This is a genomic window from Vibrio sp. 10N.286.48.B8 (assembly GCF_003050085.1).
GTDB classification, from domain to species: domain Bacteria; phylum Pseudomonadota; class Gammaproteobacteria; order Enterobacterales; family Vibrionaceae; genus Vibrio; species Vibrio crassostreae.
In genome coordinates, this window is record NZ_PIGD01000003.1 from 200,778 (window position 1) to 226,090 (window position 25,313).

Annotated in this window: 23 protein-coding genes and 1 pseudogene; 7 read left to right on the top strand and 17 right to left on the bottom strand. The window is 43.8% G+C overall.

Annotated features, from left to right (window positions below; genetic code table 11):
* Positions 1-10 precede the first annotated feature (10 nt).
* Positions 11-1,204: a glycine C-acetyltransferase gene (locus CWO08_RS05575; protein WP_055319414.1), complete on the bottom strand. Its 1,194-nt coding sequence runs from the start codon at positions 1,202-1,204 to the stop codon at positions 11-13.
* Between the two features lie 352 nt (positions 1,205-1,556).
* Between CWO08_RS05575 and CWO08_RS24350 the strand changes: the two are divergent.
* Positions 1,557-1,846: pseudogene (locus tag CWO08_RS24350) on the top strand (EAL domain-containing protein); the annotation flags it as partial.
* A gap of 209 nt (positions 1,847-2,055) precedes the next feature.
* Here CWO08_RS24350 and CWO08_RS05585 read toward each other — a convergent pair.
* The 6 genes from CWO08_RS05585 to CWO08_RS05610 all read right to left on the bottom strand — a co-directional run bounded on the left by CWO08_RS05585 (position 2,056) and on the right by CWO08_RS05610 (position 8,506).
* Positions 2,056-2,754 carry an ABC transporter ATP-binding protein gene (locus tag CWO08_RS05585; RefSeq protein WP_108020121.1) on the bottom strand — a complete coding sequence of 233 codons (699 nt, stop codon included), beginning with the start codon at positions 2,752-2,754 and terminating at the stop codon, positions 2,056-2,058.
* A 25-nt stretch (positions 2,755-2,779) separates the two neighbouring features.
* Complete coding sequence (locus CWO08_RS05590; protein WP_108020064.1) at positions 2,780-4,063, bottom strand: ABC transporter permease; 1,284 nt, start codon at positions 4,061-4,063, stop codon at positions 2,780-2,782.
* A 2-nt stretch (positions 4,064-4,065) separates the two neighbouring features.
* Positions 4,066-5,280, bottom strand: coding sequence for an ABC transporter permease (locus tag CWO08_RS05595; RefSeq protein ID WP_102431497.1), 1,215 nt, complete (start codon positions 5,278-5,280; stop codon positions 4,066-4,068).
* Positions 5,273-6,601, bottom strand: a complete 1,329-nt coding sequence (locus CWO08_RS05600) for a TolC family protein (protein ID WP_102431496.1) — start codon at positions 6,599-6,601, stop codon at positions 5,273-5,275. Before CWO08_RS05600 ends, CWO08_RS05595 begins: the two co-directional genes overlap by 8 nt.
* Positions 6,594-7,727 (bottom strand): efflux RND transporter periplasmic adaptor subunit, encoded by a 1,134-nt coding sequence (locus CWO08_RS05605; protein ID WP_055319410.1) that lies wholly within the window; start codon positions 7,725-7,727, stop codon positions 6,594-6,596. Before CWO08_RS05605 ends, CWO08_RS05600 begins: the two co-directional genes overlap by 8 nt.
* A 185-nt stretch (positions 7,728-7,912) precedes the next feature.
* Positions 7,913-8,506 (bottom strand): cysteine dioxygenase family protein, encoded by a 594-nt coding sequence (locus tag CWO08_RS05610; protein WP_102431495.1) that lies wholly within the window; start codon positions 8,504-8,506, stop codon positions 7,913-7,915.
* Between the two features lie 373 nt (positions 8,507-8,879).
* Between CWO08_RS05610 and CWO08_RS05615 the strand changes: the two genes are divergently transcribed.
* Together CWO08_RS05615 and CWO08_RS05620 are read left to right on the top strand one after the other, a co-directional pair.
* Positions 8,880-9,812 (top strand): LysR family transcriptional regulator, encoded by a 933-nt coding sequence (locus CWO08_RS05615; protein ID WP_108020065.1) that lies wholly within the window; start codon positions 8,880-8,882, stop codon positions 9,810-9,812.
* Positions 9,812-10,195 carry a VOC family protein gene (locus CWO08_RS05620; protein WP_048608779.1) on the top strand — a complete coding sequence of 128 codons (384 nt, stop codon included), beginning with the start codon at positions 9,812-9,814 and terminating at the stop codon, positions 10,193-10,195. Before CWO08_RS05615 ends, CWO08_RS05620 begins: the two co-directional genes overlap by 1 nt.
* A 74-nt stretch (positions 10,196-10,269) precedes the next feature.
* Here the strand turns inward: CWO08_RS05620 and CWO08_RS05625 are convergent, their stop codons facing one another.
* The 5 genes from CWO08_RS05625 to CWO08_RS05645 all read right to left on the bottom strand — a co-directional run bounded on the left by CWO08_RS05625 (position 10,270) and on the right by CWO08_RS05645 (position 15,384).
* The gene (locus CWO08_RS05625) at positions 10,270-11,805 is read right to left on the bottom strand and encodes a PepSY domain-containing protein (RefSeq protein ID WP_108020066.1); all 1,536 of its coding nucleotides are present in this window, start codon (positions 11,803-11,805) and stop codon (positions 10,270-10,272) included.
* Positions 11,806-11,916: 111 nt separating this feature from the next.
* On the bottom strand, positions 11,917-12,267 hold the full coding sequence (locus CWO08_RS05630; RefSeq protein WP_048663368.1) for a hypothetical protein: 351 nt from the start codon (positions 12,265-12,267) through the stop codon (positions 11,917-11,919).
* 351 nt (positions 12,268-12,618) lie between these two features.
* Entirely contained in the window at positions 12,619-13,014 is a 396-nt protein-coding gene (locus tag CWO08_RS05635) for a cytochrome b562 (RefSeq protein ID WP_017100642.1), read from the bottom strand.
* A gap of 144 nt (positions 13,015-13,158) precedes the next feature.
* Positions 13,159-13,905, bottom strand: coding sequence for a phosphatase (locus CWO08_RS05640; protein WP_055319406.1), 747 nt, complete (start codon positions 13,903-13,905; stop codon positions 13,159-13,161).
* Between the two features lie 156 nt (positions 13,906-14,061).
* On the bottom strand, positions 14,062-15,384 hold the full coding sequence (locus CWO08_RS05645; RefSeq protein ID WP_108020067.1) for a GGDEF domain-containing protein: 1,323 nt from the start codon (positions 15,382-15,384) through the stop codon (positions 14,062-14,064).
* Positions 15,385-15,739: 355 nt separating this feature from the next.
* Here CWO08_RS05645 and CWO08_RS05650 point away from each other — a divergent pair, with 355 nt between their 5' ends.
* The gene (locus CWO08_RS05650; RefSeq protein WP_108020068.1) at positions 15,740-18,754 is read left to right on the top strand and encodes an HD domain-containing phosphohydrolase; all 3,015 of its coding nucleotides are present in this window, start codon (positions 15,740-15,742) and stop codon (positions 18,752-18,754) included.
* Between the two features lie 17 nt (positions 18,755-18,771).
* Here the strand turns inward: CWO08_RS05650 and CWO08_RS05655 are convergent, their stop codons facing one another.
* Entirely contained in the window at positions 18,772-19,788 is a 1,017-nt protein-coding gene (locus CWO08_RS05655; RefSeq protein ID WP_102479185.1) for a DMT family transporter, read from the bottom strand.
* 91 nt (positions 19,789-19,879) lie between these two features.
* Between CWO08_RS05655 and CWO08_RS05660 the strand changes: the two genes are divergently transcribed.
* Positions 19,880-20,806, top strand: coding sequence for a LysR substrate-binding domain-containing protein (locus CWO08_RS05660; RefSeq protein ID WP_102479184.1), 927 nt, complete (start codon positions 19,880-19,882; stop codon positions 20,804-20,806).
* A gap of 71 nt (positions 20,807-20,877) precedes the next feature.
* Positions 20,878-21,198, top strand: coding sequence for a heavy metal-binding domain-containing protein (locus CWO08_RS05665; RefSeq protein WP_004730185.1), 321 nt, complete (start codon positions 20,878-20,880; stop codon positions 21,196-21,198).
* Positions 21,199-21,306: 108 nt separating this feature from the next.
* Here the strand turns inward: CWO08_RS05665 and CWO08_RS05670 are convergent, their stop codons facing one another.
* Positions 21,307-22,563, bottom strand: a complete 1,257-nt coding sequence (locus CWO08_RS05670; protein WP_102431490.1) for a peptidoglycan DD-metalloendopeptidase family protein — start codon at positions 22,561-22,563, stop codon at positions 21,307-21,309.
* Positions 22,564-22,724: 161 nt separating this feature from the next.
* Positions 22,725-23,564, bottom strand: a complete 840-nt coding sequence (locus tag CWO08_RS05675; protein WP_102431489.1) for a tetratricopeptide repeat protein — start codon at positions 23,562-23,564, stop codon at positions 22,725-22,727.
* A 276-nt stretch (positions 23,565-23,840) separates the two neighbouring features.
* Between CWO08_RS05675 and CWO08_RS05680 the strand changes: the two genes are divergently transcribed.
* Positions 23,841-24,356 carry a cytochrome b gene (locus tag CWO08_RS05680; RefSeq protein WP_080967654.1) on the top strand — a complete coding sequence of 172 codons (516 nt, stop codon included), beginning with the start codon at positions 23,841-23,843 and terminating at the stop codon, positions 24,354-24,356.
* 77 nt (positions 24,357-24,433) lie between these two features.
* Here CWO08_RS05680 and CWO08_RS05685 read toward each other — a convergent pair whose 3' ends face one another.
* Both CWO08_RS05685 and CWO08_RS05690 read right to left on the bottom strand, forming a co-directional pair.
* Positions 24,434-24,868: a hypothetical protein gene (locus CWO08_RS05685; protein ID WP_048659122.1), complete on the bottom strand. Its 435-nt coding sequence runs from the start codon at positions 24,866-24,868 to the stop codon at positions 24,434-24,436.
* Positions 24,869-24,915: 47 nt separating this feature from the next.
* A complete protein-coding gene (locus CWO08_RS05690) occupies positions 24,916-25,182 on the bottom strand; it encodes a hypothetical protein (protein WP_048659121.1) in 267 nt (88 codons plus the stop codon).
* Positions 25,183-25,313: the final 131 nt, after the last annotated feature.

The following is a 25,313-nucleotide window of genomic DNA, read 5'->3' on the forward strand; positions in this document are numbered from 1 at the left end:
CCCTTTAAAATTAGATGATAGCCATGTCTTTACCAACTTGGATGAACGCATCGATTGCGCGATCCAGTTGCTCACGAGAGTGTGCAGCAGACATTTGCGTACGGATACGAGCTTGGCCTTTTGGTACTACTGGGAAAGAGAAACCTACAACGTAGATGCCTTTCTCTAGTGCGCGCTCTGCGAACTCAGCCGCTACTTTTGCATCACCCAGCATGATTGGGATGATTGCGTGGTCAGCACCACCCATAGTGAAACCAGCTTCTTCCATGCGAGTACGGAAGTGAGCAGAGTTTTCCCATAGTTGAGTACGTAGGTCGCCAGATTCCGCTAGAAGATCTAGAACGCGGATAGACGCAGATACTATTGCAGGTGCAACAGAGTTAGAGAATAGGTATGGACGAGAACGCTGACGTAGCCAGTCGATCACTTCTTTCTTACCAGACGTGTAACCGCCTGAAGCGCCACCCATTGCTTTACCAAGAGTACCAGTGATGATATCGATACGGTCTACAACGTTGTGGAACTCGTGAGTACCCGCGCCGTTTTCGCCCATGAAGCCGACAGCGTGAGAGTCATCAACCATAACTAATGCGTCGTACTTGTCTGCAAGGTCACAGATAGCAGGAAGGTTCGCCACTACGCCGTCCATAGAGAACACGCCATCAGTTACGATTAGCGTGTGACGAGCGCCAGCTTCTTTAGCAGCGATAAGTTGCTGCTCTAGCTCTTCCATGTTGTTGTTCGAGTAACGGAAGCGCATTGCTTTACAAAGACGAACGCCATCGATGATAGATGCGTGGTTTAGTGCGTCAGAGATGATTGCGTCTTCTTTACCTAGAATCGTTTCGAATAAACCAGCGTTAGCATCAAAACAAGATGTGTAAAGGATAGTGTCTTCTTTACCTAGGAACGTAGACAGCTTTTGCTCTAGTTCTTTGTGAGAATCTTGAGTACCACAGATGAAACGTACTGAAGCCATACCAAAACCGTGCTGATCCATGCCATCTTTAGCCGCTTCGATAAGAGCTGGGTGGTTAGCAAGACCTAAGTAGTTGTTTGCACAGAAGTTTAGTACTTCTTCACCAGTCGAGATAGAAACCGCTGCTTTTTGTGCAGAAGTAATAATGCGCTCAGACTTGTAAAGACCTTCTTCTTTAACTTCTTCGATTTGAGTTTGAATCTGTTGGTAAAATGCAGAAGACATTGTCTATTCCTTCCTAATTATTATTCAGCAGCATCGCGCGCCGCATTATGTAGGGGATGTAAACGATTTCAATTCGATCATTTACACTGTAAAACTTATACCCCTATTCTAGTTGAACATCCCCTTCTCGATTATCCCTTTAGTTGGAAAAACATTAATGAATCACAGGCACTAATAATGGTTCATCCCAGTGACACAGGGCACATAAACGTGTCTTACTTGTTCTTTTTAACGACAAATCACCCTCCATTCCGGTCTAATTTCGCTTTCATATCAAATATCAATTTTTCATCTCAGAACGATATAGTGATGAATTTAGGTTTCTCTCAGAATGTTCGACCGTTACGCCGCTATGCAAATGAGAGACAAACACATGAACCTATCAGACCACATAATACAAGAAGCCTTTGAAAACGACTGGCACACCTGCTTTTATCAGCCAAAAGTAGAATCTAGTGTAGAGAAAGTGACTGGGGGGTTGAAGCTCTGTTTCGCCTAGATATCCCAGAGGAAGACATTTTTTCTCCAGGTGTGTTTATCGATCGTGCGTTTGCATTAGGTTATGAAGAAGAGATCTTCTTTAGCGTGCTTGAGCAATCTCTCACTGAAGTGAAGTCACTGTCTATTCACCTCAACTTGGCAGAATAGAGAGTGATTCACGAAGTCGTTTTAACACTATAGGGAAATTTTCTTTATTAATCTGTTACTTACCTAGCTTTTTATCAGTGTAGTTCACTCAATATCGTCCGTACAAGATCAGTGTTAAACACTTAAGAAAAAAGCCACTTCGTGAGGAAGTGGCTCTAAGCGAAAGCTGCTTTTTTCTAGGTTCTAGGTTCTAGGTTCTAGGTTCAGCAATGTTGCCCTTGGTGATCAGACAATACTTTACCGTCTTTGATCGTCACTATGCGCTTAGTTCGTTCAGCCAGCGAATTATCGTGCGTCACGATAATCAATGTTCGGCCCTCAGCATGAAGCTGATTAAACAAAGCCTCTATCTCAGCGCCAGACTTGGAATCCAGAGCCCCTGTTGGCTCATCAGCTAATATAATCTGAGGCTCATTAACCAAAGCTCTAGCAATAGCGACACGCTGTTTCTGACCACCAGACAGCTGATTCGGTTTATGGTCAAGTCGATCGCCCAACCCTACTTGTTCAAGTAATGCCGCCGCACGCTTACGACGCTCTTTGGCTTTGATCCCTGAGTACACGAGAGGCAGAGCAACATTGTCCAATGCAGATGCATACTCAAGCAAATTAAAATTCTGGAATACAAAACCAATTTTTTGATTCCGAATACCAGCAAGATCATTAGCACTCAACGCAGCAACATTTTTTCCATCTAGCTGATACTCCCCTTCCGTCGGCTTATCAAGGCAACCCAGCATATTCATCAGCGTTGATTTACCGGATCCTGACGGGCCTAAAATAGACAAAAACTCTCCCTTCTCAATCGAGAGATCGACACCGTCTAATGCACGTATTTCAGTATCACCGTTTGAGTAGTGTTTACCGATATTTGAGAGTTCCACTAAGAATTTGTTAGACATGGTTTCTCCGCTGTCTTTGATCTCATCATTCACTTTGTAGTGCCTCCATCGGAGTCACTTTCGCCGCACGATTAGCCGGAAGCCAAGCCGCAGCGACACCAATAACCACCAACGTCAAAACAACAATGGTGACAACCAACCATGAAAGCTCAGGCACAGGTTTACCAAGACGCTCATAAAACATGTTGCCTTCAAGCTCTAACGAGCGAATTACAGCAATCAGTGTATAAGTGATTACTAAGCCCAATAAACCGCCCATCATCATAGTCATCAATGACTGAACCAGATAATGCATGCGAATCATCCCTGGAGTAGCACCGACCGCCATTCTCACGCCAATATCTCGTGTGGATCGTTTCACCGTTGCATACATCACGTTAGCAATACCTATGCCCGCCACTGCCAAAGTGATAAAACCAATCACACCAAGGAACCCCTGCAGACCAACTAAGAATTGTTGCATCGTTTTTTGTTTGAGGAACATATCCTCAACCTGAACGACCTGCTCATCACTGACACTAGCACCATGTTTGCGCGCAATAACCTGACGAATCGTATCTGCAAGTTTGACTCTGTCGACACCATCATGAGGTTGAACGTTGATACCACTGATATCTCCGTTGATATTAAAACGCTGCCATGTAGAGAAAGGAACAAAGCTTGAATAATTGATGCTATCTCCCTGTTCAACCTTGGCACTGTTTTTCTCTAGTACACCAATCACCGTAAACTCTTGGCTGCCAATTTTTACTGTTTTCCCGACGGGATTAACCTCTAATTTGACAGTAGCAAACCAGCTAAAGCTTTCATTAGGGTTAAACAAATCGGCCGCTAAAAGGTAACCCAACACGATGACTTTACGTTGTTGCTTTTGGTCTAGAGGATTAAACCAACGCCCTCCTGGACGTGTCTTGAGATTCGTCACCGACTGAAATTCAGTCGTTACCGCTAACGCTTTTTTCCAAGACCCTCGCTCCCCAACAGTAAGTGATTCATCCCACACAGCTGTCGGCACCGCAGCTTTGATGTTAGGCAGAGCCTCTACAACTTTCGTATCTTCTACTGTTAGAGTCAGCGGCTTGCCCTGATGAAAAGATCCATAATCAACCGTAGCCATCCCCCCTGATAGATAAATCAAATTACCATTGCCATTTTGTGCCGTTTTAAGCACGCCTTGTCTAATGCCTTCTCCCACCGATAGCATCGCTGAAATACACAAGGTTGCCCACGCAACAGCCAGAACTGTGAGTCCAAGTCGTAGCTTTTCTGCAGACATTTCCTGAAAGATTTGTCTCATCGGTAATAGCATGATTAAGCCCTCGCACTAAGTGCATCAACAGGAGTGAGACGAGACGCCCGTTTTGCAGGAAAGTAAGAGGCTAAGAACGCCAGAATCAGTGTCACCGTTAGCGCCATTCCAATCGAGCTTAACGTGATAACAGGTGATCCAATCCATTCTGGTAACGCCATCGAGCCAAGCAAATAAACCGTACCAAAGGACGCCATTAATCCCACGATGGATCCTAAGGTAACTAAGATAAGCCCCTCAATAATAAACTGAGACATGATGGAACCCTGTGTTGCACCAATCGCCAGCCGAACGCCAATTTCTCGAGTTCTTTCCGTAACAGAGAGAAACATGATATTAGCCACACCCAAAGCGCCAACCGCCATAGTCATAGCGCCACTGGTCGTCAGGAATATTTGAATACCACGAAAGATACCGGTAATCACGTCCCCACCCTCGCTAAAGTCGGGCAGATAGACCGCATCTTTATCCGTAGGGTCAAAGTGCATCTGTTTAGCAAAAAAATTAACAATATTACGTCTAAACGATGCGGAATCCATGGCTTCTACAGGCTTTAATAGCAGTTGCCATGGCTTATCGTTCCAGAGATCAAGATAAGTAGTTTGAGGCACAAAAACTCGTCGACTCTCACCGAAAGAGATCCCTCCTTCATTATCGACCATCACACCAATTACGTAGAATGGAATGCCGTTGATCTTAATATGGTCGCCAATGTCGACTCCGCCCATTTGAGCAATTCGATCACCCAATACAGCCACCCGTGTGTGGTTTGCCATATCCGTCACCGAAATATTTCGTGAACCAGGCTGCAACTTATTTTGTGAGATAGGAAAATAAGAGGGAGCAACACCACTCACCATACTGCCAATATTATGCCCTTGAGTATTCGTCACGCTGGTATCCCATTTAAGGTAAACAGCAGACGCCTCTTTAACAAAACCAGCCTGCTGGATCAGCTCAATTTTATCTTGTTCAAGGTTTATTTCGCGCCTTGAGGGCAAGCCCTGCCAAGGTTTACTCGTACTAGAGGGAAACACAACCTGAGTGTCATTGACCAAAAATGAGAAAGACTTCGTTTGATAACGATAGAAGCCTTCCCCTAGCGCCATTAAAACAACAACAGACAGTACGCCCCATGAAATTGCAATAATAGCCAAGGCACTTTTCATCCGATGCGCCAACAACGTTTGCCAAGTCTGAAGAAAAAGATTAACCATGGTGTAACGCCTGAGATATCAGCGCCATCGCTTCATCATCTAATTTACCAGTTGTCTGTAGCAGGCCTATTCTCTGACGCCAATAATCATATAAGTTGGTCTGTAGAAGGAACCTTGAATCAAATAAGCTGTTATGTGCATTGATAACATCTGAGGCTTCTAGGAAACCCGCGTCGTATAACTTTTCTTTGCTACTCAACACCTCTGCGCGAGACGCTACAACATCATGCGCCATTAACACTCGTTCCCAGTTGAGCTTCACTTGAGTAAAGTTCTGATCAATTCGCTTCTTGATGTCTATTTCAACCTTTCGTAAATCCTGCTTAGCCGTCAACAAGTTAAGCGAAGTTTGGTCCACTTTGGCGCGTGTTGAACCATTTAAATCAATAGGAACACTAAGAGTTAAACCCGCGTTAAATTCACCGTTGTCCAACCGATCACTGTCGTTATAGCCCACTTGCCCTTTAACTGTTGGGTAATAACCTCCTTGGGCGGATTTTTTGTCTAGCTTGCGCGCTTCAACGCCTTTTATGGCAACCAGTAATTCAGGGCTATTATTTCTCGCTAACTCAAGCCACTGCTGCTGAGAAGCCACCAGCATAGGAGGCTCAACCAAATTCTCAGTACGAATTTGATCCACCGAATCAGGAGCTTGGTTTATCAGCGCTTCCAGCTCTGACTTTTTACTTTCTAACTCTGCCTTTGCTCGCAGAATATTGGCTTTGTCAGACAACTGATTAGCACGCATCTCTTCCACATCAATCGATTTCACTTTGCCTGCTAGATAGCGTTTTTCGAAGATTTTTAGCAGCTTGCTGCCTTCCTCTAACTTACTGTTAGTTAGCTGTAAGTTACCTTGGGCGCTGCCTATATCGAGATAAACCAGAAGTAACTTAGCCGCCAAATCATTATGTGCTTGAGCCAATTCCAGCTGGGATTTCAGATAATCTGATTGTGCTTTATCTAATTCAGACCAAAGACTACTGTCCCAAATAACCTGAGACAGCTCTGCACCATACCGATTTGAACTACTGCGGTCTTCGCTCCAGTCTGCTGAAGCGCTCGCGCTTAAAGCGGGTAATAAAGAGCTGCGACTTAAATCCACCGAACTCTCGCCGAGTTGAACACCAATTCGGGCTTTCTCGTAATCAGGATCCGTCTGTTTGGCTCGCTGCCATGCTTGTTCAATAGAAAGGGCATATGAAGGACAACTAAGTACAGTTGCTAATAGCAAGCTGCCTATACTCAACAGGGTCGATTTACGAGGTGACAGAGGTTTGTCTAATCGCTGTGAACAACTAAACAGCGCTGGCTTAACCATGTGCTGCCCCCATCATACTGTTGTCGATGACGGTTTCGTCTAACTCCACACCTTCGATGACTTCAACATTGATACCATCTGATAGGCCCAGTTTTACCGCTTGCTTGTGGAAGCCTTGTTCTGAGCTATCTGGGATTAATACGTTAGGGCTGTCGCCTTCAAATTGCAGTGCGCGCTCTGGTAGAGTGAGTACATTTTCTGATTTAACTAGAATTATCTGAGCAGATGATGAGAACCCTGAACGTAACCGGACGTCTTGAGGTATTTTGAGCTCGCCAACTTCGACTTCAAAACCGTTATCAAAACTTTTGCCCGAACTACTATCAGCTGTCGAGTTAAGACTTTCAGACTGAATCGCAATCTTAGTCAGTACCCCTTCTATTTCGATACTTGGATAAGGTGCAACGGTCAGCGTTACTGGCATCCCCGGAGTAAGTTGTGCGGCATCATGCTCACTAACACTGCCCTTAAAAATCAGGCTGTTCATATCGGCCAATGACATCATTTCTGTTGCCGCTTGACTCGATTCAGTAGAAATAATCGGTTCTCCTACCTCGACTTTTCGATTCAACACCGTACCGTCTATCGGAGCATAAATGGTAGAGGTGAGGCGAGAGTTACCAATTGTCGACTCCCCGCTTTGAATCAATTCGAGGTTCTGACGTTTTTGCATAACGTCAGCCTGTGCTGATTTCACATTGGAACGTGCAGTCACATATTCGTCGTAGTTCTTAGGAATGATTTCTTGTTCAACCAAACTCTGCAGATTAGCGAGTTGTTGTTTTGCTGACTCAATGTTCGCCTCACTTCGCATCAACTCTGTCGAGGCATCGGTCAACGCTTTCGGGGTAGGGTTAGGGCGAACCTTAATAAGCGGCTGACCTTGCGTTACGTACTCACCAACACCAGCATAGATTTCACCAACGATCCCGTCGATTTGAGATTTGATAGACACAGAGTGAGCGGGAACGATATACCCCACCGCAACCGCCTGCTTTTCGATCGTCCCCGTGGAGACCGTTAGGGTTGGAAAGGCTTCTGGAGGCGTTGAAGTTTGAAAATAGAAATACGCACCTCCACCTATCAGCGTGGCACATGCCACAGACACTAACCCACGTTTAGTCATAATTTATCCAGCTCATTATTTTATATTTGTGAGCCCTATGACTACCGTGGATATGCGAAGTTCATAAATAGTATAAAATTTTATAATGCATAGCGTTAAAGCAAAATTAAACGACAAACTTTCTACGCCTCCTTTTAGCCTTATCATGACCATTTAAGTAGAAAGTTGTCTCCGTTTAACGCACTTTAAATCTCGTAGGCCCAGCACTCTTGTTGTATGTCGAGCAGCTCCGGCTTACCGCTCTCTAGCTGATAGAGGTGGAATTGGCTTAAAGGGGGCGAATACACATGTAACGTAATGAGCGGTTCATCTCCAGCCTGTAGATTCGATATCTGATGGATATCATTATCTTTACTGACGGTCACACTGCCCTCTTGGAAATGAGTCGACTGAGAAGCAAAAATATGGCCATTAGCCGCCGTTTCAAACAAGGTTTCCGTTGCTTGCCCGTGTAAAATTTTTACGCCACAAGACGTATTCAAATGATCGTGTATTTTACTTCTTTGCCCATTTAGCCAACTCAAAATTAAAACTTCGCAGTGGTCATTCTTGAAAAGTCTTTGTCGGCAGTATGTTTCTTTATCAAAACTCGCCAACGACTTGATCTCTTCTTTACTCAGCTCGATGTTATCCAATATGAACCGAATGGAAGCCAGAGACATAGGTTTATTCGCCAGCTGTATTTGGTCCATAAACTCTTGGAAATTAAGCTCATAATCGTTATTAATTAACGCGGCTAACGCAGGAGATTGCGTTGGGGTAATATCAGTACGTTGCAAAATACTTACCTCTAACTATGTTTTGCTCTTCCGAACTCGAAGTTAAAAGTTCTCTTCGAACGATGAAATATAGCTGATTCGATTCAGCACAAGTTTGGAGGATATTAACACCGTTTAAATGAAATTTAACAAGCAATCACAAGTATTTACATTGATATAACAAAAGCATCTAACAACCAATTGGAAGCAACGGAATTGCCATATTGACTTGAGATTTGAATAACTGAGTAATTTGAAATAGGAACAACAAAAGAACGGCTTCCATCACGGCTACTATTGCGCGTATCAATTGATGAAATTGATTCACAAGTCAGAAGAGATCAATCACAATCAAGGTTATGCTCACTGTTGAAATTAGTCTAACTGGATACTTATGATTAATCCCAAACTCATCGCCTTACTTCCTGATCTCGCCTCGTTCATCTTAGTGGTAAATGAAGGGAGTTTTACTGCGGCAGCAAAACAGCTAGGGGTGACACCTTCAGCGCTCAGTAAGCTGATTACACGTTTAGAGAAAGCACTGTCAGTCAAGCTATTCGAACGAACCACTCGTACGCTTATTATTACTCAGGCAGGCCAATTGGTTTACGACCAGAGCGTTGTCATGATTAACGCTGCACAGCAAGCGGTTGAATTGTCGACCTCTGATCACACAGAACCAGCAGGCTCCATAACAGTAGCGGCGCCTGAAGCTTTCTTAAACTCAGTGCTACAGCCTTTTGTTGTTCCATTTTTAAATCAGTATCCAGAAATCCAACTCAAGTTGAGAGCGGCCGATGGCGACATCGATATTTTACGTCAGGGCATCGACATCGCTTTCCGCCTAACCGATAAGCCCGACGAAAGCTTAGTATTGAAAGAGCTAGGAAAAACGAACCTCGTGTTATGTGCAAGCCCTAGCTATTTAGAAGCGAAAGGGATTCCTTACCACCCTACCGAGCTGTCTGAACACGATTGTTTGTATCTCGCAGAGACAGATAAAGACCACATTTGGGACTTCCTTAAAGATGATGAATTTCACACGGTGCCCGTCAGTGGGCGGTACGCAGTTAACCACTCGCAAATGCGACTCAAAGGTGTGAAAGAAGGTCTAGGCGTCGGTATTTTCCATGACTTCGTGATTCAAGACGCGCTGGCTGAAGGTTCTGTTGTACAGGTATTAGAAGATTGGACCATCAAGAGTAATTACCATGGCGCCATCGCTATGCAGTTTGCACAAACCAAGTACATGCCCGCCCGCCTGCGCGTTTTCATTGACTACGCGATGGAACACTTGGGTGACAAGCTGGCAGGAGAAATAAACTGATGCTTAAAGGAATACACCACGCGGCAATAATCTGTTCAGACTACGAATTGTCGAAACGCTTTTATACGGAAGTTTTAAAACTTGAGATAATTGCCGAAAACTATCGTGAGGCTCGTCAGTCGTACAAACTTGACCTAGCGCTACCTAATGGTGCTCAAATTGAGTTATTTAGCTTCCCTGATGCACCTGAAAGACCGAGCTTTCCAGAAGCTCAAGGGCTGAGACATTTAGCCTTTTGTGTTGATGACGTTCAACAGTTCAAAAGCTATTTGGAAGGACAAGGAATCGACGTCGAACCGATTCGAGTGGATGAGTTTACGGGGAAATCATTTACGTTTTTCGCAGACCCAGACGGCCTGCCGCTAGAGCTTTATCAAATTTAAAGTCTTATTAATAAACAAACACCTTAATAACAAAACAGACCTTCTCAAGTCGAGAAGGTCTGTTTGTGATTCAATTAGCTCAACGCCGTTTTGAACTTCTCAACACGTGAGAACAGTAACCAGTCCAAGAGCATCGCAGCCACAATCGTTGCTCCCGCCAGTGGAAACAGTACCGAAATAACCACCACCGTCACCAAGCCAGCTTTCCATAAGCCTGCATCACCAAACTTAGGTGGTGTACCGAGCTTGCGTTGGCCTGACGGTCTGCGCATCCACCACATCACACCGCCAGTCACTGACACAACGATGAACGCCAAGCAAAACAAGGCATTTAGAAGCTTATTGATGATACTAATGTCACCTTGGTGCAGAGAAATACCAACAGCTAGCGTCTTGGCAATGAAGTTGTAATCTTGCCATGTCACTTCACCCAGAATACGGCCTGAGTATTGGTCTAGGTGTGTGGTGCGATCTTGAGTTGGATCGATGATATCACCGCCCATAGTATTGGCTGTCACCGTGTAAACACCCGTTTCTGAACGTGGGAAATTCACCTTGTAATGCGTGAAACCAAGAGATCGTGCTTTCTCAATAACATCATCAATCGCGAAACTGCTCGCCGCAATGACATGTTGAGAGTGGTCTTCTCCCATCTTAGAGTGATTATGAGGTTCAGACGCCTCTTCCACATGATGAACGTGTGCTGCTGGCTTATCTTGAGACAAAGGCAGTGGTGTTTGCTCCAAGTTCCACGGTAACTCTTCTTCCGAGCCATGGTTAAGTGATGCGTGCGTCTGATCTGACAATGGAATATCGTCCCACATTTGAGCCGGAAAAGTGCTCCATGCTTGAACAAGCTTACCGCCCCAGAAACCTGTCCACGCTAACCCTGATAGGATAAAGAGCAGCAGAATAAGAGATAACGTGCCACCTAAGTTCGCATGCAAGTCTCGCATCAGTACGCGCGGTCCGGATGACACTCTCAGCTTAAGAAAGCCAGCGCGGCTTGCATTGTCTCTTGGTAACCATAGGTAAATGCCACTAACTAACAATAGAATGGATAAACTTATCGCCACTTCAATTAGGTAATCACCCCAATCACCAATCAGCAAAGTGCCGTGAATGTCATTCGCCAGTTGATACAGGCTATCGCTGCGCGGCACCTCACCGACGACTTCACCAGTATATTGATTCACAGTTGCGAAAACCGATGTGCCGTCTTCCAGAGAGACTGAAAAACGGTTCGCCAAGTCAGGCGCTTTGCTTGGTACAAATTGTGTCACTGAACCTTGCGGATATTGATTCTGCACTGCTGCTAGCTGTTGTGACACTTTAATCGGGTCGCCCGATGCAACAATCTCGATCGCATCGTGATGGAAAGCTAACTCGATTTCATCGTCAAACAACATCATTAAACCAGTAATACTTAACATCAGCATGAAAGGGATAACGAATAGCCCAGCATAGAAGTGCCAGCGCCAGGTGAGAAAGTAGAGAGTTTTATTGCGGTCTTTGTTTTTTATATTGGTTCTCGAACCGGTTGTTGCACTGCTTGTAGACTGCGAAGTCGCTTGTGCTTTCGCAGAGCTTTGAGATTCATTTCTCAACATTATTATTTCCTTTGACACACGCAAACATACCTTCTGAAGAATCAGAAAGTAATCTGAGCATGTTTAACTTTACTTAATACTTTGTTTTTTAATTATTTTAGAAGGTTAGGTTTAAGCAATATCAAAGGGAGGGCCGCGCGGGGCTTGCCTCGTGTAGCGTTCGCTTAGAGCCAAAAAAGCGTAGCTGTCTGAGACAATAGAACTCAGTCGAGTTGTCAGTAGTGTAGTTGGAAGTTCATCTTGGTGAAATGTGGAAAAATGGCTAAACGGACACGGCTTACCTTTGTGAGTATTCGGTTCGCCTTCTTCAATTTGAACCAGTTCAAAGCCGTTGACCGTACACAACGACGCCCATACTCCCGCACTGTTACCATGAGCATTGATAACAGGCATTAATGTCACTAAAGCCCAACTTAACGCTGTGGCAAGTAACATGGAGAGATTGAACGAAGTTCGGCGCATTATTCCAAATCTTTATAAATTCCCCTTATTATGAGGCACTTGCTATATAGGTAAACGTAAAGATTAACATCAGGTTAAAAAATTGAAGCTAACGCACACTCTATTTAGTTAAAAACCGGTTAAAACAGAAGCGCTAAAAAAATATTACGCACCTCAGTGCATCAAACTGATTAGAAAAAAGACAATAAAAAACGCCGCCTACATTTTCCAACAAAGGGAAATATAAGCGGCGTTTTAGAAGTTGAACTTTGTTATCTACTAACTTGTTTTGGTCACTCTAGCGAACAAGGTGGCTATCGGCAGTGATAGCTAAACAAATATAATACTAGACAAACGGAACAAATAAGCGAATTAACCGAAGATCTTACTCCAAATGCTTGGGTTACGCTTCTCATGGTACTCTTCACGAAGGCCGTCAATAGTACGAAGTTCTTGCTGTGCCGATTCTAAGTCACCTTGGTCTAGCTTCTGCTCAATGCTATCCAGTGATGCACTGATCTTTTTGAAGCCTTCCATGAAATTGTCTTCTTTCTCCACAGGGTAAACACCCGTTTTCAGCTCTGCCACTAGCGTATCTAAACGAACGATAGGCTTTTGCATCTCTTCAATGCTCTGAGCTTCTGCCGCTTGTTTGAACGCAAGCTTCATTTCTTGCATGTTTTTCTTAAGGTCAACATTAGCAAATGCGTTGCCAGACAATACTGAAGCAGCGATTAAACCAGATAAAAGGATTGAGCGAGTTTTCATTGTTTCTCCAAGTGAAGCTGTGACTTTGAAGATAGCGCCATCATTACTGTGGCACTTCGACTTTATTATTTTCGGCTAGTGTATACAAAAATCTGTCAGGCACAAAAATTGATTGTATCGAAATGCAAACCCGCCGACATTCTCTTAAATAAGAGCTGAGTATTCTGGGATTTCATTACGACCGCGTAAGGCCAAAAAGGCCAGGAATTGCTTTGGCGAATGGGTAATCACTTTACTCGAATCGACACCCACTTCATCTAACAATGCGGCGACTAAATCCAAGCCACCGACATCTAAACAGAAATGCGCATCGCTCCCTGTTGTAATAAATGCCCCCTTCGCCTTCGCTATTCTTGCAATCTCATAGCAGCGGTCAACACTGCCAACTCGGCTATTGCCTTTGAGTGTGGTGTTGTTGATTTCAATCGCCACGTTGTTCTCAACCGCACATTGAATAACGGCTTCAAAATCGAAATCAAAATTAGGATTGCCCAAGTGGCCAAGCGCATCAATTCGACCGCCCTTAATCACATTCACGAGAGCCTCTGTATGGGTCGCGACATCCGAAGGGCTAAAAACAGGCTCGTGGAAGCTGGCAATCACCCAATCTAGGTTCTTATCAACGCTCGGATGAATGTCGATTTCTCCCTGAGTGTTCATAATGTTTGATTCAACGCCGCGGATAATTGCAACGTCTTCGATAAAGCGAGGAAGCACACGCTGATTACTGAAGAACCAGTAGTGTGGCGCACCTGGCATTGATTCTGAATGATCAGTAGTACAAAACATGTCTAAGCCATTTTGTTTTGCCGACTTGGCATTCTCGATAAGCGTGCTGTAAGCATGACCACTTGCGTATGTGTGGGTGTGAGTATCTACTTTGAGTTCCATGAATCAATGCTCTCTTCGCTTGGTCTAGTCAATCAATTTTGAGTTGGGTTGGTCTAATATAGCTTCTTCAAAAATGCCCAACAGACACCTGCTTAATGTGATGCTGAGCGATTTGAAATCATATACTGTTCATCATTCAGTATTGTTAAAATTAATTCAATCGACAATAACCTGATTTCTCCCGCTATTCTTTGCTTTGTAAAGGCGCTTATCAGCAAGCATAAACAGATCATTTGGCGATGTGCTTTTCGTCGGAACGCATTCCGCTACACCTAGGCTCATCGTTACATGAGAAGCAATGGGTGAGGAACGATGAGGAATCGATTGACTGTGCAAAACCGTTAAGAATGAATTAAGGCGAGCTCTGCTTTGTTCTATAGATGTGCTTGGCAATATAATGGCAAATTCCTCGCCTCCTATGCGAGCAGCAAGGTCTGAGGGACGATTAAAAATTTGCTTCCATAACTTTGCGACTTGTTTAAGGCAAACATCTCCTTGATGGTGGCCATACGCATCATTATATTGCTTGAAAAAATCAATATCACCGATCACTAAGGTTAAAGTTTGCCCTTCGCGTTCACATCTAGACCATTCAGACTCAAACTTTTGATTGAATTTACGTCTATTAGCAAGAGAGGTTAGCTCATCAAAAAGTGCAATCTTTGTGAGATCTTGTTTTTCTCTCTGCAATTGCTCATCACGCAACTCATATTGATACAATGTTGCCAGCAACTCTTTTCTAGGAGCTTTAGTCAAATCCTTTATGGATAGTGGCGAACTAACAAACTTGGCAAAATCTCCCCTAAACAAAAAGTAGAAGATCAGCATTGGGACACTATAGCAGGCCGCAATCAGCAACTTACCCTGTATATTTCCGAATATGATAGAAACGATTTGCGGGCTCAGGCCAAAAGCTAAAACAGGAAACAGTACTCCATCCAAACAAAGGATAAAAACAAAGGCTAGCGTATAGATGAATGCCAACGCTGGTAGGTTGGAAAGGAACTTACTCACTTGTGTAAAAATAAACATCAATAACAATATTTCGAGGAGAATCAAAACCCCTCCAAGAACAAGAACTTTCAACGATACGTCAAAGATGCTGAAAGAGATTGCAAAAGGGTTCAACGCATACTCCGATTCCAGTAACCAAGCCATAAAGTTGAAACCAACAAAGGCAATCAAATCCACAGCTACTACTAACAGAAACATGTGTTTAAAAGTGCTAAAATCCCGCTCAATAATAATGAGCATTATAGTGCTCATCATGAATGCACCATAAGCAATATTTCCGCCTGAAATACTTAAATCTTCGGATAAAGGAAAGGAATAAACTGCACCAGCAAGCCCTCCCACTAAAAGTACAATACTAAGATAGTTATAAAATGCAGCTGTACGCACACGATTTTTTAACGTAGCAAAATACAATGGGAAAATTGAGTATATTCCTACATTGAGAATATAGGCTTCTAACGTCATTACTGTTCCTTCTAGGCTCAACACATACAGCACCTAGATGTTTTATAGATGTGCAAAATAACTGATGATATTAACATAATAACGCTTAATTGATAAAACACTCGGAATGCTTGTTTTTCTAGTCAGGAATATTAATAACACTAGATATGTATTGCCCACATCGAGCCTGTACAGCATCTCGGAGCAACCCTACCAACCACAAGTGACCATTAGCACTTAAAGATAAGGCTTTATTCTCATTTCACTTAGCTATCGGAAGCACGACTTTGTCGCAGCGCCGCCTTAATTGCAGCAATTTTTTGCAACCTACCCAAGTTCGTCAATACTTAAACCAGTTCACACGCTGGAGTGTTAGATGAGACGAAGACGTTATCCGCTGAGTATCCACATCACTAGCCTTTTCCTAATTTTGACAACGTTTGTCGGTGCAGTTTTGATATCAATAAGCTATCGGCATTCTCAAGAGCTGCTATTGGGCACAGTTCGTGAGGTCAGTAATGAGCATCGAGATAAACTGGAATCAGTGTTCAAGCAAGCAGTAGCGCCTGTCATCACCACTTTGAACGTGATGGCGGTCAGTCCGTTTGTTAATCAACAAAGCTCCTCTACCGAGAAGGAGTCTTGGCTAGCATCAGTCGATATCATCTTCAAACAGAATACTAATTTAGTTGCGCTCTTCTATGGCTCGGAGGATGGCAACTTTAGAATATTCCGCCCCTTGAGCACCAATAAACAAAGGGCCGAAAATAATGCCCCTGCCAAAGCGACCATGATGGTCAGTAGCACTAATTTGGATGGTGAGAACTTTATTACCTACCTCGATGGTGCGCATCAGGTCATCAGCACGGTGCAAAGCGAGAGTAAATTTAACCCAACGACTCGTACTTGGTATCGCAATGCAAAGCCCGATGGTTCAATCCACCTATCCGAGCCCTATCTTTTTTATTTTCTTAAAACCAATGGCATTACACTGTCTAGGCGTTCAGCTGATGGCAAGCACGTGGTAGGCGCCGACTTCACGCTGAGTTCACTCTCTTCTCAGATCAGTGAGCTGGCTTACTCTCCGCAGACCAGACTGGCTTTATTTGACCAACACTTTAACCTTCTGGGTCAGCATCAACTGGATTTAACGACCTCAAACCTCACCTTCCAAGCTAACCATGACGATACTAATAATGTAAATGGCGCAGGCAAACTCTCTGGTAGTGAGCAGGAGCAGAGCTTTTTTAACATCCCCAAACGAGAGCAAATGGAAGCGTTAAAATCTTCAGTATTGGGTCCGCTAATCTCAGATGAGGAAAAGTTTAACCTCAATCTCAAAAACGTCGAGTACAACCTGAATACATGGGCACTGACCTTAACTCCGGTTGAGCTCACCCAAAACGTGACCCTCTATTTGGCAGAGGCGACACCACACAATGAACTGCTTTCTGACCTCATTTCAATGCGTGACAAACAGGTCGCGGTCGCGATTGGGATGTTGTTTATCTGCTTCGCTATCGTATGGTTTGTTGCGAATCGACTGTCTCAGCCGCTTAATACTCTGATGCAACTCACCGACAACATCGCTCGATTTGACTTCAGGCGAACCCATTATCCCAAAAGCATGATTCAAGAAGTGGCAAACCTCGCCCACTCCATTGAATTGATGGAACACACACTTCATGACCTGATCAACTTGCTGAGAGACACAGCAGGGAATCAGGAGTTCTCGATACTTGCCAAGAACATCGCTCACCAAAGCTATTTGATAACCAAAGCCGAAACCATTGTGCTGTTTACTCAATCAGAGAAGAAAGATGTGTTTGATACCGCCGCCAACCTAGCGATCATTCCCTTCAAAGCAGACATCAATGACTTCATCAAACACACACCTTGGTTACTGTGCAAACTCAAGTCAGGAGAGACCATCCACCTAAACCGAGAAGACAATGTTCTGAACTATTACCAAGACTCTATCTTCAATTCAGACCTGTATCTGTTTCCACTATTGAACCGAGAGAAACTGTTAGTAGGGATTGTGGCGATTGGCTATGAAAGACCGATTACCAAAGCTCAAGCAGATAAACACGCCTTTTTAAGAGAGTTGCTCAGCTTCGCGGAAATAGCCAAAGACAACATTGACCAAATGCAGCAACAGAAAGACATGCTTAATGCCTTTATCGAGTTGATCGCATCGGCGATTGATACCAAGTCACCATACACGGGTGGGCATTGCCAACGAGTACCTGAGCTCACCAAATGGCTGACCCAAGCAACCATTGATGATGACCGTTATTACCCACAATTCTCATTGGATCGTAAACAGTGGGAAGAATTAATGCTCGCCGCTTGGCTTCATGATTGCGGGAAGGTGACCACGCCTGAATATGTGGTAGACAAGGCAACAAAACTGGAAACGATTTACGACCGAATCCACGAAGTACGAATGCGTTTTGAGCTATTGAAACAGCAAGCAGAAACCGATTACTGGAAAGCGATGGCAAACGGTGCGCTACAAGAAGAACAACTCAAAATACTCGAACAAAGCCTGTCTGAACTGGATGATGAGTTTGCCTTTGTTGCTGAGTGTAACCTTGGTGGCGAATCTATGACAGAAGAGCAGCTAGAACGCTTAGATCAAATAGCCAAACGCCAATGGAAACGCACACTGGATGATCAATTGGGTTTGTCTTGGTCTGAAAAAGAGAGGTTCAACACCTCAAAAGAGTCGGTTGAGAAAGAGAGAATTGAACCAACAAGTCAGGAAGAGGGTTTGCCTGTCATGGAGCCCCTGCTTGCTGACAAACCGGAGCATAAAATACCTTGGGACAATGGCTTTAACCCTGCTGATGTATGGCAAGAAGCGTTTGTACTTAAGCCCGGAGAAGTTAAATACAACCAAGGTGAACTGCACAATTTGAAAGTACGCCGTGGTACGTTAAACGATGAAGAACGTTTTATGATCAACGATCATATTATCCAAACCTTCACCATGCTTAACAAGCTGCCTTACCCACCTTACCTCAAGAATATTCCGGATATCGCGAGCGGGCATCACGAGCGTATTGACGGTAAGGGCTACCCAAGAGGCTTAAGCGAAGATCAACTGCCTCTACCTTCAAGAGCAATGGCAATTGCTGATGTGTTCGAAGCTCTCACCTCTAGTGATCGACCATATAAGAAAGGCAAACTCCTGAGTGAATCACTCAATATCATGACCAACATGGCCACCAGCGGTCATATTGATCCTAAGCTCTATTTACTGTTCCTAGAAAACAGAATTTACAACAAATACGCAGAGCGATTCCTTGCTCCAAACCAACGATGCGAAGTTGATGAGACAAAACATATCAACAAAGTAAAAGAGTATATTCGCTCACTTTTTTAAACCGTTACTGACAAGGTTTAGCGCTTAACTATTGGCTGTAAACCCAACACCGAGCTCTCTTTGGAGTTGCTCGTTGGCTTGGCTGCTTGCCCATCTTTACTACGCTTTTTAGCTAACAAGGTATTGGTGATGCTCGCCACGACAATGAGGTTAATGCCAATCATCTGCTGAGTAGAAAACACATCATCAAAGAATAACCCCTGCCATAACGCGCTAAACAACATGTTTGTAAAAATTAGAGGTGCCAACTGGGAACCGCTATCTGCCAGCTTATACGCTTTGGAACGGAAGATTTGGGTATTGATGGTAAACAGTGCAAGGCCGAAAGCTACGAGAGCAATCCAGCGTAAATCATCAAAAGACAGTAACGCCGACAAGGTTCCTTTCTCTGCACTTTCAAGCACATCAGGCACCGCAGAAACTGAAGTAAACACCACCATTGGAATCACAATGATTGCCGCGACTAAGAAGGTCCACGCATTGAGCTCTGCTGGCGAAAGGCTGGTTTTAGACGCCCGGTACAAGCTCACTTGCGAGCCTGAATTAAACATGCCCGCCATTAAACCAAGCAGCAGTGCTGGTCTAAAGAACTCTGAGCCAAATTCAAACTGCGACCAATCCCCTGCCATCATCACTACACCAACAAAGGTGACAACTAAACACACTATCGTCGTTGTACGAATCTTGGTTCTAAATATTAACTTTTCTAACAATGGAATAAACAGAGGACCAGTGCTGAACAACACTACCCCTTCAACAAGCGTTAAGGTTTGCAGTGAAGTAAGGAAACACCACTGACACGCCACCATAAAGATCGCCCGCATCACCAAAGGTTTCCACATTTCTCGTGTCGGCTTGCTGATTTTGTAAAAGGTCAGAAAAAGAAATAAGAACAGACTGGGTAAAAAAAACCGCACAAAACTGAGTAACGAAGTGGGCATCACTTCAGATAGATATTTGGCCATTAAGCCACTTAAAGACAAACTGAACGTCGACAACAACATGAAAGTCGTTGCCTTGGTAATATCAGACATAATTATCACCTCCTATTACACCCATTTTAGTGGCGTGACGTGATGAAAAATAGCGAGTAATATTAACCATAACTGTAAGGAAAACTTACCAATGAAAAAACTCGTTCCGCTTAAATCCGTTTACGCTTTCATTGCCGTTGCTGAAACTGGCAGCATGACTGACGCCGCGCGGGTGTTGTATGTCAGTCACTCAGCGGTAAGCCAATCCATAAAGTCGTTAGAACAACTGGTCAACAAGCCTTTGTTTCAACGAGTCGGCCGTCGTGTTGTTCTTAATGCCGCAGGTAAGCGTTATTACCGCAAAGTCGCGCCCGCACTTGAGCAAGTGATAGAGGCGACCGAAGAGCTTGCCAGAACACCTAACGACCACCGCATTACCCTCAACATGGTCAATTCACTCGCGATGCACTGGTGGATTCCCCGCGTCCCCGATTTCCAAGCTTTTTCTCCCTCACTTGATATCCGTATTTCCACCTTAACTGGCCCTTTTGATCTAGAGCAGGAAGGTGTCGATATTGCCCTTGTGCACGGCAAACCGAATGAATGGGATCAGTATTACAGCGAAAAGCTTGGCGATGATGATCTGGTCTTGGTATGCAGTCCAACTCTGCTAAAAAACCAGAGTGAGTTAAGCGTTCAACAACTCGTCAAACAAAACCCGACCATTGGTGTTTTTAACCTAAGGCGACAACACGACTGGCAGGTATGGTGCGACAATTACCAAATCCCACTGCCTACATTCCATAGCAATCTAACATTCGATGTCTCCATTCAAGCCGTGCAAGCTGCAATTCGCTCATTAGGCGTATTAGTAACGCATCGCTTGTTTGTGAAAGATGATATTAGCCACGGCATGCTGGTAGAGCTTGGCGATCCAGTAGCTAACCCGCACCAAGATTTCTACTTTGTTTGCCCGAAAAACAAATTAAAACAAGAAAGTGTGCTAAAACTGAGAACATGGTTGAGACATGAATTCACACGCTCAGAGACAATAATCAGCGGTGATATTCAGGAATAAAACTGCTCTAGCCCAACTACAGCTAGCCGTTATTCAGCTAGTTACAACGCATCTAACTTACAGAGGCCATTATGATTATTACCACTACACAATCTGTCGAAGGCAAACGCATTGTCGATTACAAAGGGGTTATTGCCGGAGAAGCTATCCTAGGGGTGAACGTGTTCAAAGATATGTTTTCGGGTATTCGTGACTTTGTGGGTGGACGTTCTGGTACCTACGAGAAAGAACTGGAAAAAGCACGTAACTACGCATTCAAAGAGTTAGAGCAGAAAGCGATTGAAGCGGGTGCCAACGCAGTGGTAGGCGTAGATATTGATTACGAAGTACTTGGCACAGGCAATGGTATGCTGATGGTTTCAGCAAGCGGCACAGCAGTGGTTGTGGCTTAGTTGAATCACTCGCTAAATCGTGTGATTACCTAGAAAAAACGCCCCTTAGCTAAATCGTTAGCTAAGGGGCGTTATTGTATTCGTTGGACAACTTAGGCTTGAATAGCTCTAACTTGCACGACCTGCTGGCTCAGAGATCATGGCATCAAAAGAGGCCATTCGAGCCAAAAATTCTTTCCTATCTTTAGGCATAATTGAGCTTGCCATCGGTAAGTTAGCCTTCATCGCATCGACTGCTCGACCACGAACCAATACCTCAAAGTGCAAATGAGGACCTGTGATACGGCCAGTTGCACCTGATAACGCGATTTTCTGACCTCGCTTAATTTGCTGACCTTTCTTTACGAGGAAGCGGCTCAAGTGAAGATAACGTGTCGTGTATACGCTGTTATGTTCAATCACCAAGTATTTCCCGGCATAAGGGTGGTCACGAAGCGCCACAACACGGCCATCACCCGTTGAGTATACGGGTGCGCCCACAGGCGTCGCAAAGTCAGTACCATTGTGTGGCGAAATACGCCCTGTCACTGGGTGTCTTCGTTTAGGGTTGAACGATGAGGTAATTCTTCGGAATTTTCTATCTACAGGGTATCTATCGAAAGCTTGCTCTAGGCTATTACCCTCTCTGTCGTAGAAAAGACCATCAGGCGCAAGAAACGCCGCCACTTCTCGGTTTCTTAATTGAATTGAGATACCTTGAACTTCTGTTTTGCCCGTTAAATGATCATTCGTGTACTGCTCTTTGACCAGTACATTAAAGCTGTCACCTGCTCTTAGTTCACGAGTGAAGTTAACTTTATCTTTCAACGTGCGAGTAATATTGGCTATCTGAGCTGTCGTAAGCCCCGCTTTGTATGCAGATGTTGAAAAGCTACCATGAACACTGCCCGCGTAGAGTTTTTCCTTCCATTCACCAGGCATTTCATGAAATTGGTAGTTAAAGCTTCCATCATCATTTTTCGTAAAGACAGCTTGTTCTACGAGACTTTCATGGAAAATGAGCTCTACGAGTTGTTTGGAGTCACTATCCAACAGCAACTCTAGATGGTCACCAGGCTTTATTGTGTCGAGTTTCAAAGATTCAAGATCCGCTTCCATGACCTTGTGAACCGTTTCATAAGGCAGATTCCACGATTCGAATATATTACTGAGGGTATCCCCAACCTTCACAAAGTAGTGAATTTTGATCATTGAGTTCGAATTGATTTGTGGCGGCGCCTGCTCCTTACCGTCCGTGTGCAGTTCTTGATAAGGCGTGACTTTTATTGAGATTTCTTTTTCTGGTTCAGGATGAAAAGAGAGCAAAGCAGCAAGGGAAAATGCGCTGATGGCAATAACGATCAGGCCAATACGGAGGAACTTCATAAAATACTTAGCGGTTATAACGAGGAACTTAGAAAGTGTTATAACATAACAATTCATTCAAAGAAATAAATGAAATGTAAGAAACCGCAGCGCGATTGGCGTGAAAATATGGTGGGCATGCAAGGCCCACCATCTTAGTTAACACTACTCTTTATCTAGTATTATTCTTCAAGAAGTGCTTCGAAGCGTTCTAAGCCACGCAGCATCTCAAAGTCAGGTTCATCAGCCAATAACTCCCGCATTGAACCACTGGCTTCGATAGAGCGCTCTAAGTCATCGATCGCTTGGCCTTCAGCACCTAACCTTGCGTAAGCACAAGCACGTTGATACAAGGCGTGAGCATTTTGATCGTCCACTTCCAACACGCGATTACATAAGCTCATCGCCCAGTGGTATTCCTGCATGTCCATTGCGGCATCGGCTTTGTAAGTTAGTGCTTCCAAATCACCCGGGCGAACTTTTAAGATCTCATCGTAGATTTCAATTTTCTGCTCGGCGGTTTGAGCATTCTGAGCCCTCAACCATAAATTATGAATTTCATTGATGATTTCGATTTCTCGGTTGTTCTCTGAGATGATTCGAGTCTTACGCTTAAGATCCCTTTCAAGAACGTTAAACTTCTTCTCATAATCTTGGGCTATGTCGTTGAGTCGTCGGTCAGCCATCTCTTTGGTGGTGTGTTTCAACTCTTTGAGTGATTGCCAACCCACCAATGCAATTAGGGAGGCAACACCGGCAATAATGTAGAAGAAGTAGGTTACGGTTACATTGGCGTAATTCAGAGACTTGTCTGCCACAGTCAGTTCCCGGTCAGTCATCTGAATGGTCAAGCGTCTTTCAAGATCTTGCTGTTCCATTCGTAGTTGCTTCAGCTCATCCAAGATATAGCGCTCCATCAGCGGTCTATCCAAATACTCTTGTTCAGAGTACTTAACCTCTTCGCTTGCAAAACTCATCGCGCTGAACACCGAGATAACTGCAATCAATAAGATTCGAAGCATTATACATTCCTTATATATTTATCTTTAGACTAACTGTATCTCGTAATAAGCATACAAGCTAGGAAGTCGACAATTTTGCCATGTCCATATTGGAATTAACACTCTAAAACATCATTGATAATTATAAAACACCTGAAGCAACATCATTAATTTCTAAATTATAAAAATACCGCGTAATACTGTTCTATATAATTAATTCGCGATGCGAATATACCAAAAATTGATTTATTGCATCGAGATGAATCTTATATTAATAACGATCAGAGCGAGGTTAATTTGAATAATCCACGATACGATTTATTAAGCCGTGTACTGCACTGGGTAATGGCTTCTGTAATCATCTACGCAACAATAGCAGGGTATGTGATGCACTATGTCACCAGCCATCCAGAGCTGTTTTCTTTTTTGTCAGTGCTCAACATGTCATTGGCGACCGTTGCGACACCGCTGCTCGTGGTGCGTTATATCTGGAGCCACTTTCGCTCATCGCCAAACATGCCAACCTCTGTGCCTGAAGGGCAAAAATGTGTAGCTAAGCTTGCACATTCTTTGATGTACCTTGTGATGTTTATGGTTTTCAGCACCGGTTACTTAATGCTAAAGGAGCCGTACTCTTTATTTTGGCTAGTGGGCGTAAATAACCTAATTACCAACTCTGCAATCAACGGCTTCTTTTTCTATCTACATCGTGCCAGTTGTATTGTCCTCGCCTGTTTAATTGTGCTGCATATCAGTGCCGCCCTTAAACACCACTTTGTCTCTAAGAACTATGTATTGAAGATGATGCTCTAGAATCAGAGAACTCAGGACGGTTTACACAAACAAAAAAGCCATAGCATGTTCGCTATGGCTTTCTTATTTCAATTCGCTTACTTGGTTTGGGTATCAAGCATCACTTGCCAGTATTCACATTTTGCCAAGAACTCTTTTAAATAAAGTTCTGGGTTAGCAAGCTTCTCGCCGCCTTTAACATCGGCGCCAGTCACTCGCCAAAAGCCTCGAGTTACCAAGTTTCGATGATAAATAAAATCGTTAAGTTCATTTGTCTTCAAAGGAAGCTGCTCACCAAACGTCTGTTCGTATAGGCTCAACGTAGAGGCTTGTTCACTTGAGGTCTCCCTTAAAAAGGTATCCAGATCCAAACCTAATGACTGTTGCTGCTCTTTTGATAATGCTTTAGTTAATTTAGAGATCACAGTAAACAGCGCCAGTTCTACTTTTTGTGATGCTAATAACGACGCACCCAAAAGTGCATGTTCATTGGATACGTGTTGCTCTGTTGATGAAACGGTAGCTGTTGTCACTGTGTTAACCTCAAATAGTCATAATGGATGTTAGGGAGCGATTCCAATTACGCGCTTTTGCTAAACTGGATTTGTTCAGCATCAACAATCATAAAGCCAGTTGCGTCTTCGCTCTTCTCTACTTTTACTAAACCTTTAAAGCCTATTTGCGACAACTTTTTCGCAAGGTGCTCTGGCGCTGTTTCAAAAACAACCGTCATAAAAGGTAAGTGCTCTGCGTCAACAAAGCCATGCTCGTTAAACAGTTCCATTGCTTGAGATAAATGGTCTGAGTCGGTTAATTCAATAATTTCTACAACTTCTTCCAACAACATTTTCGATTCCATATTCGCCAGAAAGTGACTGACACAAGCACTTACGTTTTGCTCGCATACATCCCGATGCCCGAAGACACCCCTTTAGTAGTAGGGGGATCATAACATATTAATAATCGAAAAATATGTTT

What these genes read in the sequence shown, in the direction of transcription:
- CWO08_RS05575 (WP_055319414.1), bottom strand. Translation starts at nt 1,204, where the DNA reads ATGTCTTCTGCATTTTACCAACAGATTCAAACTCAAATCGAAGAAGTT.
- CWO08_RS05585 (WP_108020121.1), bottom strand. Translation starts at nt 2,754, where the DNA reads ATGTCTAACAAATTCTTAGTGGAACTCTCAAATATCGGTAAACACTAC.
- CWO08_RS05590 (WP_108020064.1), bottom strand. Translation starts at nt 4,063, where the DNA reads ATGCTATTACCGATGAGACAAATCTTTCAGGAAATGTCTGCAGAAAAG.
- CWO08_RS05595 (WP_102431497.1), bottom strand. Translation starts at nt 5,280, where the DNA reads ATGGTTAATCTTTTTCTTCAGACTTGGCAAACGTTGTTGGCGCATCGG.
- CWO08_RS05600 (WP_102431496.1), bottom strand. Translation starts at nt 6,601, where the DNA reads ATGGTTAAGCCAGCGCTGTTTAGTTGTTCACAGCGATTAGACAAACCT.
- CWO08_RS05605 (WP_055319410.1), bottom strand. Translation starts at nt 7,727, where the DNA reads ATGACTAAACGTGGGTTAGTGTCTGTGGCATGTGCCACGCTGATAGGT.
- CWO08_RS05615 (WP_108020065.1), top strand. Translation starts at nt 8,880, where the DNA reads ATGATTAATCCCAAACTCATCGCCTTACTTCCTGATCTCGCCTCGTTC.
- CWO08_RS05620 (WP_048608779.1), top strand. Translation starts at nt 9,812, where the DNA reads ATGCTTAAAGGAATACACCACGCGGCAATAATCTGTTCAGACTACGAA.
- CWO08_RS05625 (WP_108020066.1), bottom strand. Translation starts at nt 11,805, where the DNA reads ATGTTGAGAAATGAATCTCAAAGCTCTGCGAAAGCACAAGCGACTTCG.
- CWO08_RS05630 (WP_048663368.1), bottom strand. Translation starts at nt 12,267, where the DNA reads ATGCGCCGAACTTCGTTCAATCTCTCCATGTTACTTGCCACAGCGTTA.
- CWO08_RS05635 (WP_017100642.1), bottom strand. Translation starts at nt 13,014, where the DNA reads ATGAAAACTCGCTCAATCCTTTTATCTGGTTTAATCGCTGCTTCAGTA.
- CWO08_RS05640 (WP_055319406.1), bottom strand. Translation starts at nt 13,905, where the DNA reads ATGGAACTCAAAGTAGATACTCACACCCACACATACGCAAGTGGTCAT.
- CWO08_RS05645 (WP_108020067.1), bottom strand. Translation starts at nt 15,384, where the DNA reads ATGACGTTAGAAGCCTATATTCTCAATGTAGGAATATACTCAATTTTC.
- CWO08_RS05650 (WP_108020068.1), top strand. Translation starts at nt 15,740, where the DNA reads ATGAGACGAAGACGTTATCCGCTGAGTATCCACATCACTAGCCTTTTC.
- CWO08_RS05655 (WP_102479185.1), bottom strand. Translation starts at nt 19,788, where the DNA reads ATGTCTGATATTACCAAGGCAACGACTTTCATGTTGTTGTCGACGTTC.
- CWO08_RS05660 (WP_102479184.1), top strand. Translation starts at nt 19,880, where the DNA reads ATGAAAAAACTCGTTCCGCTTAAATCCGTTTACGCTTTCATTGCCGTT.
- CWO08_RS05665 (WP_004730185.1), top strand. Translation starts at nt 20,878, where the DNA reads ATGATTATTACCACTACACAATCTGTCGAAGGCAAACGCATTGTCGAT.
- CWO08_RS05670 (WP_102431490.1), bottom strand. Translation starts at nt 22,563, where the DNA reads ATGAAGTTCCTCCGTATTGGCCTGATCGTTATTGCCATCAGCGCATTT.
- CWO08_RS05675 (WP_102431489.1), bottom strand. Translation starts at nt 23,564, where the DNA reads ATGCTTCGAATCTTATTGATTGCAGTTATCTCGGTGTTCAGCGCGATG.
- CWO08_RS05690 (WP_048659121.1), bottom strand. Translation starts at nt 25,182, where the DNA reads ATGTTGTTGGAAGAAGTTGTAGAAATTATTGAATTAACCGACTCAGAC.